Source organism: Microcoleus sp. PH2017_05_CCC_O_A, from assembly GCF_020738785.1.
In the GTDB taxonomy this organism is placed as follows: Bacteria; Cyanobacteriota; Cyanobacteriia; order Cyanobacteriales; family Microcoleaceae; genus Microcoleus.
Genome location: NZ_JAEQCB010000018.1, coordinates 42,685 through 58,285 on the forward strand (window position 1 = coordinate 42,685; position 15,601 = coordinate 58,285).

Sequence of the window (15,601 nt, forward strand, 5' to 3'; positions counted from 1 at the left end):
TAAGTAGCTATCTAATCCTCTCGGAAAAGACAAGGTGGCAAAAGAAATTCGGTACTTTCTTCTGGGCAAGCTTGATAAAAGTGGGGCTAGAAGGGGTGCGGGATTGTTTTTTTCTGAATCAAGAGAGTTAATCGCTACTTGTTGGCATATTCATCTCAAACTCTAAACAACAAAGCCTGAGAGCGTTTGCTCTCAGGCTTTTCTAGTTAGATTTTTAACTGCTTGTGGCATCGGACACGCTAGCTCAAGCAGATGATTTGCTTTCCGATGATCTGCTTTCCTCGGCTACTTGCTCGTTGCTGGGCAACTCCAGGCAATAACCCGCGCCGTATACGGTTTTGATGTACCGAGGATGGCGGGGATCGGGTTCCATCTTGGTTCTCAGGTGTCTGATGTGTACGCGAATTGTTTCGATATCGTCATCGGGGTCGTAACCCCAGACTTCTTTGAGAATTTCGCTGGGAGAGACTGTCTGACCGTGGCGCTGGAGCAAGCAGTGCAACAACTCGAACTCTAGGTGAGTCAGTTTGACGGTATTAACGTACCAAACAGCTTCAAACCTTTCGGGGACAAGAGTTAGCGGGCCGTAATTCAGGATTTCTGAGTGTTTGGCAGCTTGGGGGATGCGGTCTGTGCGCCTCAGCAAGGCTCGCACTCGTGCCAGCATTTCTTCTAGTTCAAAGGGTTTGGTCAGGTAATCGTCGGCGCCGGAGTTGAAGCCTTCTACTTTATCTTGAGTTTGACTTAAGGCTGTCAACATCAAGACGGGTATGTCGGCGGTGCGATCGTCACGCCGCAATCGCTGACACACTGTGAATCCGTCTACTCTAGGCAGCATCAGGTCTAGCATGATCAGGTCGGGGAGCATTTGTATTGCTAGTGCCTGACCTTTGATGCCGTCTTCTGCCTGGGTGACTTCGTAGCCAGCCATTTCTAGGTTGACGGCTACGAGTTCGGCGATCGCCGCGTCATCATCAATAACAAGTATCCGAGGCATCATCATTTATCTCACCGCTAACCAGATGGCGGAGGCTACAGCCTTCTGGGGGTTCCAGGTAACTTTAAGGAGCAATTTTTTAATTTTAAGCTTCATAAAAAAACTCGGTAAGTGGGAAACTCAGGGTATGAAAGACCTGAGAGGAAAATGACCAGGCGATTTCAACCGCCTTGAATCTTTACCATTACCGCCTTGGAGTTGCAAGAGTCTGGTGTACTTTTGTAATGTACTTTCAATGGGACAATTACCATCTCAAATCTTGCAACCCTGTACGCATAATGTTCGCTCCTGATGGAGCCTCCCTTCCGGGGTAATGTTCGCCTCGACCTGGTTATAAAGGCTTGTTAGACCTGCGACACTGTTTCAGTGACTTTAAAACTGTTTAATCGCAGGTGACAGAGCGGAAAACTGGCGGATCATTCGCCGGTGTCGTGACCTAAATAACGTCTCCTCCCAAGAGGGGTCTGGTCAGAACAGCTTGCAATTTCTTACAAGCTCAGTGGCTTGAGCCTCGGAGTTCCTGACTAAGGATTATAAGGTTCATTAAGAACTTTTAGGGTTCTGTAAATATTCTTGTACTAATTATAAGCCCTCTTGAGCGCATATCAGAAAACTGTTCGCCAAAAATCTTGCTGGGAGTCGATTTTTTGCCGGCAAGAACAGCTTCCTGTTTCTTCTGGGTTTGCCTGCGACTTCAGGCAATGGCGCTAAGGGTAAGCTACTGCGGGTGCCAGAGATTGTCTGTGGCGATCGACCCATATAGGGGAATTCGGATAGAGGATTTGGCGACTCGATAACGGGTCATTGAAATATACTGCTTAAATGCTGTACCACTTAAGCCCGGTCTTTGAGACATCTGTTAACGGCTAACTGTTAACTTTTAAAATTTTGTTAAGTTTAGTTAAAAAACTTTCTTTTTTTTGAGGATTGCCACTTGCTTTTCAGGGCTATTGACTGTATAATTTAATAATTGAAATATAAGTATTTATCAAAAAAATAAAAAATATTCCCATTATCAAATAGTATCATACATAAGTCAAACAATCAATCCCGCAACCTGAAAATTTGGGGTGATTTTTTTTCAATTATTTTTTTACCATAAAGAATTGGTTGAAAGCCCGCCCGCCCGATCGCCCTTGAGAAATCAAAAGAAGACGATTCATTACTCCAATCCTCTTCCTTCCTTTGTCAACTGTCAACTGTCAACTGTCAACTGTCAACTGTCAACTGTCAACTGTCAACTGAACATCGCCCTTGGAGCAGCCAAGCAAAGGATAAAAACTGCTAGCAAGGCTAAGGCTACTGAGGGGGAGCAGGCTGAGTATTTTTGGTAGGAAGAGTCGGTTGAGGGGTTAATTTTTGGAAGTAAAGACCGCCGACTGTTAGTAAGAATATTGTATAACCAACAGCTTGCAAAAGATAGATTCGATCGCGGTATCCAAAGAGCGCTTTGAGAATCACTCCCGGAAATTGTCGATCGGGCAAAACTCCCGCTACATTCCACACCATCGGGCCTAAAATACAAGAGTGGAGTTGTGCAGTGCGATCGTAAAAAACACAAATTGCTGCATACTGGCTATCCGTCTGGGACAAAATGGCAGCGGAGGCGTCAAAATGTTTGAGTGCAGAGACTGCTAAACCGGCGACGATTAGCAATAATAAGATTCCCATAAATTTGAAAAACTGGCGGATATCGATTTTGACACCCCATTTAAAAATTAGGGAACCAATGATTGCAGCCCCAAGCAAACCGCCCACAGCACCTAAAGCTGGAGTTAAACCTTGTTGAAATTGAGCGCTGATAAATATAACTGTTTCAAAACCTTCGCGAAGTACGGCGATAAAAATCAAGCCGAATACGCCCCAGCCAGCATTCGTGTTTGATTTTAAAGCTGCGGTAAGTGCGCCTTCAACTTCGGCTTTGAGAAAGCGGGCTTGCTGAGTCATCCAAATTAGCATCCAGCTTAGCATGGCGATCGCAAAAATTCCCAATACGCCTTCTAATAGCTGTTTAATTACGGGTGCGTAAGGCTGATTTGATGTTGATAGTGCTGCGAGCAATCCATTGAATAAAACACCGACAAAACCGCTAGCAGCAATGCCGGCTGCGATACCTGCATAAACCCAAGAATTGAGGTGAGTTTGGTCGGCTTTTTTCAAGCAAGCTAGGACAATTCCGACGACTAAGGCGGCTTCTACGCCTTCACGGAGAGTAATTACAAAGGTTGGGATGGCTTCAGTAAAGTTCATTTTTTGATAACTGCTAATTTGTAGTTAGTGTTTAGTCTTTAGCAACTTTTATTTTAGCGCTGGCAGAATATCAATTTATTGATCCGCGAAGGCGCGTTAGGCGAAGCCGCGCGTAAGCGCTAGGGCGTGAAGGAATAGAAACTAAGAGAAGGACTTATAGCCTTTCTCAAAAAGATGAGGTATGACTGACAGGTTATTATAACCCTTGAACGTATAGGGATCTCTTCCCAACAACGTCCGCGAATATGAGAGCTAGATACGCTATAGATACTCTTAAGGCGGTTCTGGAGTAACTAATGACAATGACGAATGGTAAGGTGCGTCGCTTTGAGATTGTCTATTTTTTTTGAGTGATTCTTTGTACCGACGCACCCTACGACTAATGACTAAATCAACTGTAATCCCGCAGCATTTTTTTGAGTTCCACTTGGTGCAATTCTTCTTGTCCAATTAGGGTGCGGGCGTATTCTTCGAGATAAACGCTGGAGTCTGTGACGACTTCTAGTAAGGATTTATACTTTTTAAGCGCTTTTTTCTCGTGATTTAAACTTTCTTCCAACAAGTCTTTGATGGAGTGTTTGTATGTTTCTTCGATGGGGGCAATTTTTTGGCTGGGATGTCCGTCTAAACCTGTTAAAATTTCTCCGGCTTGTTGGGCGTGGAGTAGGGATTCGGTTGCTTGTGCTTGAAAAAACTGCACGATGGGAATTCGGTTTGGCCCTGTCACCATTAGTGCATAGTGGGTGTAGCGCACTACTCCTGCTAGTTCCCATTCCATGATGGTGCATAGCAGTTCTTGGGTTTTTTTCTCGTCGAGTTCTTTCATTTGCTATTTTCGATCTAAGATGCAGTCAAGAGCAGTTGTCATAATATCACATTTTTTAATTTAATAGCAATATAGCAATATCGAATGCAAAACTCGGATTACCGTCACGCGGCTAATGTCTCGATTGGAAGAGGAAAAAGTTATCGATCGCTCCCGCCCTCAGTACATCGTTTTAACTTAGCATTTTTGACATTTCTGATAATTATTATAATTATCAGAAATAAAGGAATTTTTTAACCCCACATGCACACAGAAAAACGCAGATACCCAAAAAGTATCTGCGTTTGTACTTCGACTGATTATTTAAGTCGTCACCAATGCCTTCAGCAGATAAGCGCGAGTTCCTGTTTGGTTTACGCCCTTCGCATCTCTGTAGGTGTAACTGCCATAGGCAGAAATATCGCCAAAGTTATTGATGCCAGTAGCGTTAGTTAATGTCACATTCGAGCCGCCAAAGCTCGGATTTGTGAGGATCAAACTGTTCAAGTCTTTGATAGTGCCGTTGTTCCAGACAAAAGCGCGGTTTTGAAGGCTCGAATTCTGGGAGACGCCGACCACTTGACCGAATTGGTTGATGCCAGCGGCGGCACCGGTTGCACCGCCAAGGCTGCCGATGTTGATTTTTTGACCGTTTTGCAAGAGGAAGGGTGAGCTTGTGGCTGTAGCCCCAGTGCCACCGCTCGTACTACCGATGATTTGACCGCTATCGTTGATGTCACGGAGAGTGGCTTGTTCTGCCCCAAAGGTGCCGAGGTTGGTTAGTTTATATTTACCGTCTGCGCCTTTTTCCCACAACGCCGCAGTGTTTACGGTCTTGTCGTTGAGTCCGTCACTGTCAACTTCGCCGACAATTACACTCTTATTGTTAATTCCAACCGCTCTACCTGTGTCACCGCCCAAATCTGGCAGGGGGTTGATGAAACCTTCGCTTGAATAAAAGGCGCGGGTGCGATTTGAGGCTGTTGAGGTAGAACCGGGCCCGTAGATGTGGCGGCCAGCAATTTCGTTTTTGTTGTTGATGTCGAAGAAGTAGCTTTCAACACCACCCAAATCGGTGATTTGTAGGGTGTAATCGCCACCAGCCTCCCTTTGCCACAGCAAGCCGCGGTCTGTGGCTCGACCGGCAAATTCATCGCTTGTACCGGCGATCGCACCTAGATCATTGATGGCCGCAGTAAAGCCGCCACCACCGCGCTGAGTAACCTCTTTTCCGGTATTGTCACCGCCGCCATTTTTGATGCCAGTGCTAGTCAGTGGCTTGAACTCCCCATTTTCCCAAACAAATCCTTGATTGCGGAAGCCTGTGCCACTTACTTCGGTGGTTTGGGAACGACCAACTATTTGTCCTTTGTCGTTAATAGCATTAGCTTGGGTGGCATTGCCTGTGGGTGCGATCGAACCTAGGTCAATAGCCTGGTAGCGGTACAGCGGGATATCGTTGGAAAGGAGAGCTTTTTGTACTCCCGTAGCTACGTCTTTGATGGTTGCCAACAAGTCATCTCCGGCTTTGATTAGGGTGTTGCCCATTTCGGTGACAAAGGAGAGGAATTGGCCCGCGAGGCTGTCGCCTAAGCGCAGTTTATCTGTACTCCCATTAAATCCAGATATGGTAACGGAACCAGGGCCTGCTTCGAGAACGATTTGATCGCTACCATTGCCAAGGGAAACTGTATCGTTGCCAGTTCCTGGTTTGATCAAGTTATCGCCGTCGCCTGCGTTGATGTTGTCATCGCCGGCACCGGTGTAGATTTGGTCGTTGCCACTACCTGCGGTGACGAAATCGTTGCCACTACCTGTAACCACGCGGTTGTTGCCTTTGCCTGCGAAGACGCGGTTGTTACCTTCTCCGGCATTGATGATGTCATTGCCTGTTTGAGCGTAGATGGTATCGTCACCTGGGCTGCCGACGATGCTTTTATTACCTTCGCTAGCGAAGATGCTGGTGGCTTTTGCCCCGGCATTGATGATGTCTTTACCAGTGCCTGCAAAAAGTGTACCGCTGCCATCGCCTGTGATTAGGCTGTCATTATCTAGTAGTTTAATTTCGCTGGCGGTTCTTTCTGAATTGAGGGTGCTGGGTGAGCCAATCGACTTTGCAATCAGACTATTCAACTGCGACAAGTCACTGGATATTCCTAAGTCTGCAATAGCAGTATTGGGAAACAGGGGAAATGATGTATTCAACAAGTTATCGGGAACCATTAGAAACTCCTTTGATATGTAGGGCTTGCTGAATAATTGATTGCCAACCAAGAGCAGGAGCGATCAATATATTCAAGCTTGGTTAAAGATAAGTTTTTTCTGTATCGAGTCGCCCCAAGTATAGCTGTAGATTATCTCCCCTAAAAAAACAGGTGTTCTTTTTCCAAATAGACATAAAAACACACAAAAAACCCGACGCCACCAGGTGGCGAGGTTCATTACCAAAAAAGTAATTGCAATAACTGTACCAGATGTATTATCAAGTTTAGCCATCACTCTATTCAGACCGAATCTTCGTTTTCCTTGCCCAAACTTACCCTCAATTGCATTTCTAATTCTCTCATCTTCCAACGCTTGTTTCTTTTTTGATTTACTGACGTTTGCTGGCGGTCTTCCTAGGGGAGGCCCACTGATTCTAATTCCTTTTTCTTTGCACCATGCTCGGTTTTCTCTTGTTCGGTAAATTCGGTCGGCATGAACGGACTCTGGATAATGTCCAGTGAATCGATAATAAGCTTCTACCTGGGCTTTTAAGTCCCCTGACTCATTAAAACTATCCCAGCTCATTCGGTCTAAAAATACATATCCTTCAAAGCAGCTCGCTGACAGTTTAGCTCCAAACTCTACGCTTTTTCCGGCTTTTCCTCTGATAGGACGGATGTGGGGTTGACTTAAACTTACTATTCTATGTTCAATACTCTGTTTATTTTTATCAATTAATGATTGCTGTTGGCGATAGACTTCTGTGAGGACTAGCAAGGTTTTATATTGCTTTTTATTCAGAGCTTCTAGGGTCGCACCTGATTCAATTAGCTGTTCAATATGAGCTAGGTTTCTTTTGACATATTGAAGTTGTTTCTTAATTGCCTGTCTTCTTTTTGTGCGAGGTGGCTTTCTTTGTTTAGCCATTAATAAGTAGTCTTTTCGGGCGATATTACGATAGGTTCTTGGTTTTTTTGGGATTTTTTCTTTAACTTGTTTATATAGGATATCTATGATTTTTTCGGTGTGAACTCTCGCTTTGTTTAATAGTCCTAAGTCAGTCGGATAAGTAATGTCGGCTGGTGCACAGGTTGCATCTATGATTAATTTGCCGCGATTGGGTGACTCATTTTTGGCGTCCGAACCCTTTTTTTTTTCGGGTTTAACTGGTGTAATTTCTAGCATCTTTTTGACCATGCTTTCGTTCACTTTATTAATTAGGTTCAAACTAATCCGTTGCCTAAAGTGAACTAATAGAGATGAGTCAAATGGTAGCTCATTACTGTAGCTTGATTGACCGATAAAGTATTGTAAATACGGGTTTTCGCGGATCTGTTCTACGGTTTCGCGATCGCTAATTCCCAATTTTTCTTTAATAATTAATGCCCCTAATGCTATCCGAAAAGATTTGGCGGGTGCCCCCTTTTTTGTCGGGAAGTTTTGAGCATATTCTGATTCAAATTCATCCCACGGGATTATTTGAGCCATTTTGACCCAACGGTTGAGGATTGATAAATTTCCTCCGAAGGGCAGTTCAAACTCGGAGGGTAAGGAGGGAGCAAGCTCAGCTTTTTTGTACACAATCGCAGGTGATGCACGGGTTTTGATCTATATTACCTGTTTATCTTGCACTTTTTTCTCCCTCGCGCCATCTAAACCTATGCCACGCAATATGTGATTGATTTTTCAGCAAGCCCTATGTATGTTTGGGTTGTATTTGAGCGCGTGTAAAACTACACCCTGAAGTTAGACTTTGGGATCAAGATTGATGCTATAATCTCGAAAAAACCTGATGAGAATTGAGTCGATGCCGCACTGGAAAAATCTCAAACCTTTTGCAATGACTAAAGGTTCGCCCTATCCAGTAAATGACTAATATTAGTTTTACGGGTTAACTTCCAATACTCCGCTAGGAGCGAATACTACCGTAAACTTAGCTGCGGGTACTGTCGCCTTGGTGCTGCCTGTCTGGGAAGACTTCAGCATATTTGGCAGGGGGGTTTCTTGGGTGTAATCCTTGGCTGGTTGGTTGAGGGGCTCGAAGTTGCCGATCGCCCCGTCTTGACTTGCAGTGACTCGATAGACTAGATTTTGAGTGAATGTGGGAGTAGCTTGCCAAGTCTGATTTATGCGATCGTACACTTTGAGAGCTAACTCATCTAGTTTGGTGCGATCGGTAATTTCCGCTGTCTGATTAGTGACCTCAACCGCCTGAACTTCCTGCTTACCTGCTGACACAGGCAATGCTTGGACAGTCTTATCTGTAGGGCTACTCGCAATAGCCGTTTCAGGAGACTTATTAGCAACAGGTGCAATTTCAGGAGACTTTTCAGGCAGTTTTTTTGTGCTATCAACAGCTAAAGCCGGAGGTGTTGTGCTAGTCGCCATAGCTGGCTCCGCCGGTTTATTAGCAACAGCATTAACATCTGCTACCTTAGCGGGATCTTTCCCCTCAATTGTCAAAGACTTGACGTAAATACCGCGAAACTTTTCTTTTTGAGTGACACGCCACATGGCGATGGGATAAGTCACACAAAAAAGAGTAAAAACTCCTACGCCAACCCAAACAAATTTGTGCATCTCCCTCGCTGGAAGTGGCTTATTTTTAGTTTCCATTGACAACAAACCTCGTATTACTTAAGTTAACGGCAAATAGGGAAATAGAGGATGCCAACACATAGCTGTGGCGGCAACTAATAAGCCAAACATCCATAAAAATATGGTGCGGCTTTTAATGTTCTTATTCTTCCATAAAGCATGGAGAATGGGCCAACTGACAAGCCAACCGACAAGCAACATAGTTTCTTTGCCAGTGTAACTGCCGATATTTCCCCACAATTCGTTATCAGTCTTGCTTCCGGGAATCCAAGTACCGAGATTCCAAACAAGTTTTTCTGTGGCTTTGGATGTGTCTGACAAGTGGTGAGTTACCATCATTGTAAAACAGCCAATTCCAGCACTAATTAATGCGGCAGCCGCAGGACCAGAATCTTTAGGCGGAGTTTCTGCTCCGTCAGCTAAAGCATTGGGGAAGCGTTTTAGATTAGTCCAAATTTTGCCGTAAAAAGGTTCATTTGCAGCAGATTTGTCACGGGAAAACTGTCGAGTCATTGCAGAAATCTCCTAAGTTTGAAAATTGGTAATTAGCTGTTGCTAATAGTGTCAAAATAAACAGGCAAGATGACTGTTCCACAAAAAATAAATGTTTTCGTGGGGTGGGCTTCTAGCCCGCACATAAGAAGATTATTGCGAATAGTGCAAAATCTTAGATCAACTAACTATTTACTAAAGAGCGTGAATTTTAGCAACACCAAGTCCGCTCACCATGCCGCCCATTGCAAAAAACATGATTGCCATCAAAGCTACAGACGTGGCTGCTAAAACGGGGCGATTTTTTTTCTCTAAAATTGAGTCGCCATAGTGCCACAAAATCCACGCACAAGCTACTGTCAAAGGCAATGTAAATAGCACGCTAAATTCGTGATATTCCATCAAAATGTACTGGACTAAAGGCGAGTTTGATTTCAGCCAAGCACGAGCTCCGCCAAAATCTGCGCCTGCTCGATAGCGCATATATGATAAGTTGCCGGTAGCAATGGCTAAAAAACTCAAAAGAGTTGACCAAAAGGCTAATGTACGCATTTGTGGCAAGATTTTACCGACTCCCCGTAGCAAGGGAAATGCTAAGTGTCCGGTATAAGCCATGACTACTAATGCCAACATTGAACCCATGCCGTGAATGGTTCCCATCCATCGCTGCCAAGGGCTGGGATGGAGTAGGTTAACGAAAGGCATAAACAGAAATAAACCAGCGGATAAAATGCTCAGCCCGTAGACAGAAACTTGAGCAATATCTAATTGTCTGGGAAATTCAGATGGAACTAAATCGGTAGTTGATTTTTCGATTGAATTTTGCACCGCTATCGGGCCTCATTGAGTTTGGATTGTTCGGGAACGTATTTGAGAATAGTTGCATTAGTATTTTGACTTTCTTGAGAATACAAGCCGTGCGGAGGAGTCGATCGCACATTCACGCGATCGATCGCCTTAAAATACTGCTAAAAGGACATTAACTAGCAATAGAATCCGGCTTTTTAGTTTTTAGAGCACCCAAAACTTTTACTTTTACTGCTTACTCGGCATTTCTACCGCTTCTTTTAGAAAGCAAGTAATGCAACTAATTCTCAAGAACAGATAATAAGGGACATTATTGACTTTTAGTCTTTTGTTAATTTTATTTTAAGATTTGCGTCAAAGCTTGATTCTTCAGGGATTTTACTGCCAGGTCGATCGCGAATTATTGATAATAGTTATCAAAAAGCCGATAATACGTGGCTTCTGAAACCAAAATCGGCAAAAATCCCCCCAGAGGGGATTGTAAAGTTTTGTAAAAAATAGTTGACTAAAAGGTTGGGAGTTCTCATGTTTTGGAGATATCGATGCACATACCTGATGGTTTTCTTTCACCGCCCGTAGCAATTGCCACGGGCATAGCAAGCGCAGCATTTATTGCAGTTGCCCTAAATCGAACCCGCGCCAGTCTTGGGTTGCGACAAGCTCCAGTCATGGGTTTAACCACGGCTTTTGTGTTTGCGGCCCAGATGATTAACTTTCCTGTAGCAGGTGGCACCAGCGGGCACTTGTTGGGAGGCGCACTAGCTTCCGTGGTTTTGGGTAGCCCTTGGGCGGCAACTCTGGCGATGAGTACGGTTTTTATAATTCAGAGCGTCTTGTTTGCGGATGGGGGCATCACCGCACTGGGAGCGAATATTTTTAATATGGGGCTAGTCGGAATTTGGGTGGGTTGGTGGCTGTTGCAGCCATTGCAGCAACTATTGGGAGGTTCCAGAAATCGTTTGCCGCTAGCTGCGGGGATTGCAGCCGCTCTCAGCGTTGTTGCTGCTTCGATTTGTGTGGCGATTGAATTGGCAATTTCGGGCACAGTAGAGCTGAATATCGCATTGCCAGCAATGGTAGGTATTCATATTTTAATTGGGATTGGTGAAGGGCTAATTACAGGCGGTGTTTTAACTTATCTCGTGAAAGTACGGCCGGATTTGTTACCAGGAGAACAGCCACAATTACAGAAATGGTTAGTGCCAGTAATTGGGGTGTTATTAATTAGTGGCGTGCTTTCATTGTTTGCTTCAAGTTGGCCTGATGGGTTAGAAGCGGTAGCAGAACAATACGGTTTTAAAGATAAAGAAGCTGTGGCGATTGAGATTCCAACTCCTCTAGCTGGTTACGGTGTTAAAGGATTAGAAGAACAACCAATAGGTACTAGCATTGCTGGAGTTTTAGGCTCTGGTATTTGTTTCGGTACGGCTTTTGGGATTGCTCAGTTGGTGAAATCTAAAGATGCTTAAATTATCAATACCTTTTCGATTGCGACTGTCTCTCACAATTGTGATTGGGATTGGTTTTATGAAGACAGGTGCTTGGCTGTGGCTGGGCATCTATGGGGCGATCGCACTTTTTTGGTCACTTTGGCTGAAAGCACCGCTGCGAACCCTGCTGCAACTATTAGGAGCAGAATTAATTTTCCTCTCCTTATTAGTGCTACCACAAGGTTGGGAACGAGCGAGTTTTCTGTTGCTGCGTTCCCTCATTTGCTTGCTAGTTATGAACAGTTTTCTGCTAACTTTGCCGCCACACAGCTTCGGAATTGCCCTGAAAGGATTGCCCCTACCAGCAGGCTTACAAGAGATTGTGCTTTTAGCTGGACAATACTTAGAAATATTGCTCGCAGAAGTCAACCGGATGAAACGATCCGCTCAACTGCGAGGTTTGTCGGGTAGCGTGGGATGGCTGAGATACGCCAGTGCTTCGATGATAGGAGCGCTTTATTTGCGAAGTCTCGATCGCGCCGAGAGAGTCCACGCAGCCATGATGATTCGTGGCTACAAAGGCAGTTTGCCCGCCGACTCAAAATCAACACCAAAAGAGCGACTCTGGCTGACAGTCACGATTTTAACCGCAGCCGGATTAACAATAGCTTCTTACGGTAATTGGTAATTGGTAATTGGTAATTGGTAATTGGTAATTGGTAATTGGTAATTGGTAATTGGTAATTGGTAATTGTTACTTCTTCCCTCTTGCTTCTTCCTTTTCTCTTTCCCTCTCTGCGCCCTCTGCGGTCTCTGCGGCTAAATACTCTTAATCCTAAAATTGAGGTAAATAAAATTGACTAATCTCAAAGTTGTGCCAACAATCGAAGTACAAGACTTAGTATTCGGATATCCGCAGCAAAAACCTGTATTGCAAGGAATTTCCTTCACCTTACAACCGGGAGAAAGAGTTGCCTTACTTGGTTTGACAGGCGCTGGAAAAAGCACTTTGCTGGAAAATTTAATCGGCTTAAAAATGCCACAATCTGGCGAGGTGAGAGTGCAGGGAACTAAGCTGGAACAGGCAACTTTATCGGAAGCGCGTAAGCAGATTGGATTTTGTTTTCAAGATGCGAATGACCAGCTATTTATGCCGACTATTTTAGAGGATGTGATGTTCGGGCCACGCAATTATGGAGTACCAGAGGGAGTTGCGCGCGATCGGGCTTTAGCACTATTAGACGAATTCCGTTTGGTTGAATTTGCCAACCGTTCGGCCCACGAGCTTTCTGGGGGTCAAAGAAGGTTGGCAGCATTAGCTGCAATTTTAGCATTAGAGCCGGCAATTTTAATTTTGGATGAGCCTACAAATGGACTAGATCCGTCGTGGCGGAGGCATTTGGCTAAGGTTTTGTCGCAATTGCCGATCGAGGTAATTTTGATCGCTTCCCACGATTTGAACTGGATTGGGAAAACGACTCAAAGGGCGTTAGTCTTGGCTGATGGTCAGATTCGGGTGGATGAACAAACTCAAGAATTGCTCAAAGATCGATCGACTCTTGAATATTACAATTTACCGCCAGATTGGTAATTAGTAATTAGTCATTAGTCATTGGTCATTGGTCATTAGTCATTAGTCATTAGTCATTAGTCATTAGTCATTAGTCATTGGTAATTTGAACCAACTGTCAACTGTCAACTGTCAACTGTCAACTGTCAATGGCTTTGATTAAAGCTGGAATTTGCGAACAGTCTCGTTGTACAGATGAATAGCTAAATCCCGAAGAACTTCTTCATTCTCAATATGACTTCCTAATTTCTGTTTCGCCGAGTTGATGCACATTTGCATTAAGTCGGCGGAACTTTCGACGTAAAGCGCGATCGCCCTTTGCTGTTCTTCAAAACCAATCTCGACTTCCCCGAGCATTGGTACCGATTGACAATTAGCAGATTGGTCTAAGTTTGCCCCAATTCTTTCCTGTTTTCTCCTTTGCACTTCCTCGGAAAAACCAGAAGCAATTATCCCTGCGGGTAGCGCAAAAATCCCGATTCCCAAAAATGCTAAAATTGCTCCTAAAAATTTACCTAAAGGAGTGATAGGATAAATATCGCCGTAGCCGACAGTCGTCAATGTCACAACTCCCCACCACATTGAATCGAGGATACTCCCAAAAGCTTTGGGATGCGCTTCGTATTCAACAAAATACATGATGCTAGAGGCAAATATTAACAGAATGAAAACTGCAAAAGCTGTGGCGATTAATTCTTCTTTTTTTGCGTACAATACTGCTCCCATAGTTCGCACTGAGTGTGAATAACGGCTCATTTTTAGCAGCCGTAACAAACGCAACAGGCGAATTAAATTGATGAAGCTTAACTCGGGAAATAACAGCACTGTAAAAAATGGCAATATTGAAACTAAATCTATTAGACTTAGTGGTGTCAGACTGTATCTCAATCTTCCCCAAAGCGGGTGGCTATATCTGCGATCTACTGTACATACCCACAGCCTCAAACCATATTCTATTGTAAATACTAAGGATGCAACAATTTCGATCTTTTCTAGAATACTTTTTTGTTCTTGGGAGAAACTGGGGGAAGTAGAAGCAATAAAAGCTGCAACATTTATCAGAATCAAACCAGTGATAATAATATTGCCTGCTAAGCTGTATAAATTGCTACGCTCTGAACCTTCTAAGATTTCATGAATTATTGGTCTGAGTTGTTTTTGCACCTGAGTTTCTCCTAAACAATTAGCAATTCATGCTCGCCCTTTACCATAGCTTAAGAAGTTTTTTTGAAAACGTCAGTAGGATTTGTGAGGAGGGCTAAAAATCTGGTTATTTCAGAGATGTTTTCGTTGCAAAACTCCATATTGATCGGGGAAAGTGGGTGGTTTGGGGCAACGGCATTTTAGTAAAATTTAGAGTTAATCTGGAAGGAATCGCCAACTATTACTGGATTTGCAGGCAAACATCATGAAGGTAGCCGTATTCAGCACCAAATCCTACGATCGCACTTTTCTGACAGCAGCCAACGCCGACAAACACGAGTTGGTGTTTTTTGAACCGCGCCTGAACCTGGAAACTAGCGTTCTGACTGCTGGATTTCCGGCAGTCTGCGCCTTCGTTAACGACTCTTTGGATGCAAAAACGCTCCAGGCGATCGCCCAAAATGGTGTTCGGTTGTTGGCTTTGCGATCGGCCGGATTCAATCACGTCGATTTAGCCGCAGCCCGCGATTTAGGCTTAACTCTTCTCCGAGTTCCCGCTTATTCTCCCTACGCCGTCGCCGAACACGCAGTCGCAATGATTTTGTCCCTCAACCGCAAAATCCACCGCGCCTACAACCGAGTCCGCGAAGGGAATTTTGCCCTAGACGGCTTGTTGGGTTTTGACCTCTACGGTAAAACGGTGGGAATCGTCGGAACTGGCAAAATAGGCGCGCTAACTGCCAAAATTCTGCACGGATTCGGCTGTCGCTTGCTGGGATACGATGTTTCCCCAAACCCCGATTGCTTAGCCTTGGGGATGGAATACGTGGCGCTGGCCCAACTGTTCGCCAACTCTGATATTGTCAGCCTCCACTGTCCGCTGATACCAGAAACTTATCATTTAATCGGTGCAGAGGCGATCGGGCAAATGAAACCGGGGATGATGTTGATCAATACCAGTCGCGGTCAGTTGATCGACACTAAAGCTGTTACCAAAGGACTGAAGTCTGGTAGAATTGGCTACCTCGGCTTAGATGTTTACGAACAAGAGACGGATCTGTTTTTTGAGGATTTGTCAAATCAGGTGATTCAAGACGACGTATTTCAGCGCTTGCTGACTTTTCCCAACGTCCTGATTACCGGACATCAAGCTTTTTTCACCGAGGAAGCGTTGCAAAATATCGCTGAAACCACGATCGGCAATATCACCGATTTTGAACAAGGGCGCACTTGTCCCAATCAAATCGACCTCAGGGAAGTGAAAAAATGAGTCAAAAGAGCGATTTGTCAACGGAGGCAATTGT

Annotated in this window: 13 protein-coding genes; 4 read left to right on the forward strand and 9 right to left on the reverse strand. The window is 44.4% G+C overall.

Annotated elements, in window-relative coordinates:
* Nucleotides 1-244: 244 nt before the first annotated feature.
* The 8 genes from JGK20_RS05950 to JGK20_RS05985 all read right to left on the reverse strand — a co-directional run bounded on the left by JGK20_RS05950 (nucleotide 245) and on the right by JGK20_RS05985 (nucleotide 10,175).
* Entirely contained in the window at nucleotides 245-997 is a 753-nt protein-coding gene (locus JGK20_RS05950; RefSeq protein ID WP_293186988.1) for a response regulator transcription factor, read from the reverse strand.
* Nucleotides 998-2,296: 1,299 nt separating this feature from the next.
* Nucleotides 2,297-3,247, reverse strand: coding sequence for an FTR1 family protein (locus JGK20_RS05955; protein WP_293183827.1), 951 nt, complete (start codon nucleotides 3,245-3,247; stop codon nucleotides 2,297-2,299).
* Nucleotides 3,248-3,638: 391 nt separating this feature from the next.
* Complete coding sequence (locus tag JGK20_RS05960) at nucleotides 3,639-4,073, reverse strand: ferritin-like domain-containing protein (protein ID WP_293153590.1); 435 nt, start codon at nucleotides 4,071-4,073, stop codon at nucleotides 3,639-3,641.
* A 303-nt stretch (nucleotides 4,074-4,376) separates the two neighbouring features.
* Nucleotides 4,377-6,275 (reverse strand): DUF3466 family protein, encoded by a 1,899-nt coding sequence (locus tag JGK20_RS05965; protein ID WP_293191381.1) that lies wholly within the window; start codon nucleotides 6,273-6,275, stop codon nucleotides 4,377-4,379.
* A gap of 72 nt (nucleotides 6,276-6,347) precedes the next feature.
* Nucleotides 6,348-7,838: an IS5 family transposase gene (locus JGK20_RS05970; protein WP_293229754.1), complete on the reverse strand. Its 1,491-nt coding sequence runs from the start codon at nucleotides 7,836-7,838 to the stop codon at nucleotides 6,348-6,350.
* Nucleotides 7,839-8,141: 303 nt separating this feature from the next.
* A complete protein-coding gene (locus JGK20_RS05975) occupies nucleotides 8,142-8,873 on the reverse strand; it encodes a hypothetical protein (RefSeq protein WP_293183832.1) in 732 nt (243 codons plus the stop codon).
* A gap of 21 nt (nucleotides 8,874-8,894) precedes the next feature.
* Entirely contained in the window at nucleotides 8,895-9,368 is a 474-nt protein-coding gene (locus JGK20_RS05980) for a hypothetical protein (RefSeq protein ID WP_293183834.1), read from the reverse strand.
* Between the two features lie 174 nt (nucleotides 9,369-9,542).
* The gene (locus tag JGK20_RS05985) at nucleotides 9,543-10,175 is read right to left on the reverse strand and encodes a hypothetical protein (RefSeq protein ID WP_293183836.1); all 633 of its coding nucleotides are present in this window, start codon (nucleotides 10,173-10,175) and stop codon (nucleotides 9,543-9,545) included.
* 521 nt (nucleotides 10,176-10,696) lie between these two features.
* Between JGK20_RS05985 and JGK20_RS05990 the strand changes: the two genes are divergently transcribed.
* The 3 genes from JGK20_RS05990 (at nucleotide 10,697) to JGK20_RS06000 (ending at nucleotide 13,175) form a co-directional block, all read left to right on the forward strand.
* Entirely contained in the window at nucleotides 10,697-11,623 is a 927-nt protein-coding gene (locus tag JGK20_RS05990; RefSeq protein WP_293218633.1) for an energy-coupling factor ABC transporter permease, read from the forward strand.
* Nucleotides 11,616-12,272, forward strand: coding sequence for an energy-coupling factor transporter transmembrane protein EcfT (locus JGK20_RS05995; RefSeq protein ID WP_293183840.1), 657 nt, complete (start codon nucleotides 11,616-11,618; stop codon nucleotides 12,270-12,272). Before JGK20_RS05990 ends, JGK20_RS05995 begins: the two co-directional genes overlap by 8 nt.
* Nucleotides 12,273-12,440: 168 nt before the next feature.
* Nucleotides 12,441-13,175, forward strand: coding sequence for an ABC transporter ATP-binding protein (locus JGK20_RS06000; RefSeq protein WP_293183842.1), 735 nt, complete (start codon nucleotides 12,441-12,443; stop codon nucleotides 13,173-13,175).
* Between the two features lie 138 nt (nucleotides 13,176-13,313).
* Here JGK20_RS06000 and JGK20_RS06005 read toward each other — a convergent pair whose 3' ends face one another.
* Complete coding sequence (locus JGK20_RS06005; RefSeq protein ID WP_293183844.1) at nucleotides 13,314-14,318, reverse strand: ion transporter; 1,005 nt, start codon at nucleotides 14,316-14,318, stop codon at nucleotides 13,314-13,316.
* 244 nt (nucleotides 14,319-14,562) lie between these two features.
* On the opposite strand from JGK20_RS06005, the gene JGK20_RS06010 reads away from it, so the two are divergent.
* Complete coding sequence (locus tag JGK20_RS06010; protein ID WP_293218635.1) at nucleotides 14,563-15,567, forward strand: 2-hydroxyacid dehydrogenase; 1,005 nt, start codon at nucleotides 14,563-14,565, stop codon at nucleotides 15,565-15,567.
* Nucleotides 15,568-15,601: the final 34 nt, after the last annotated feature.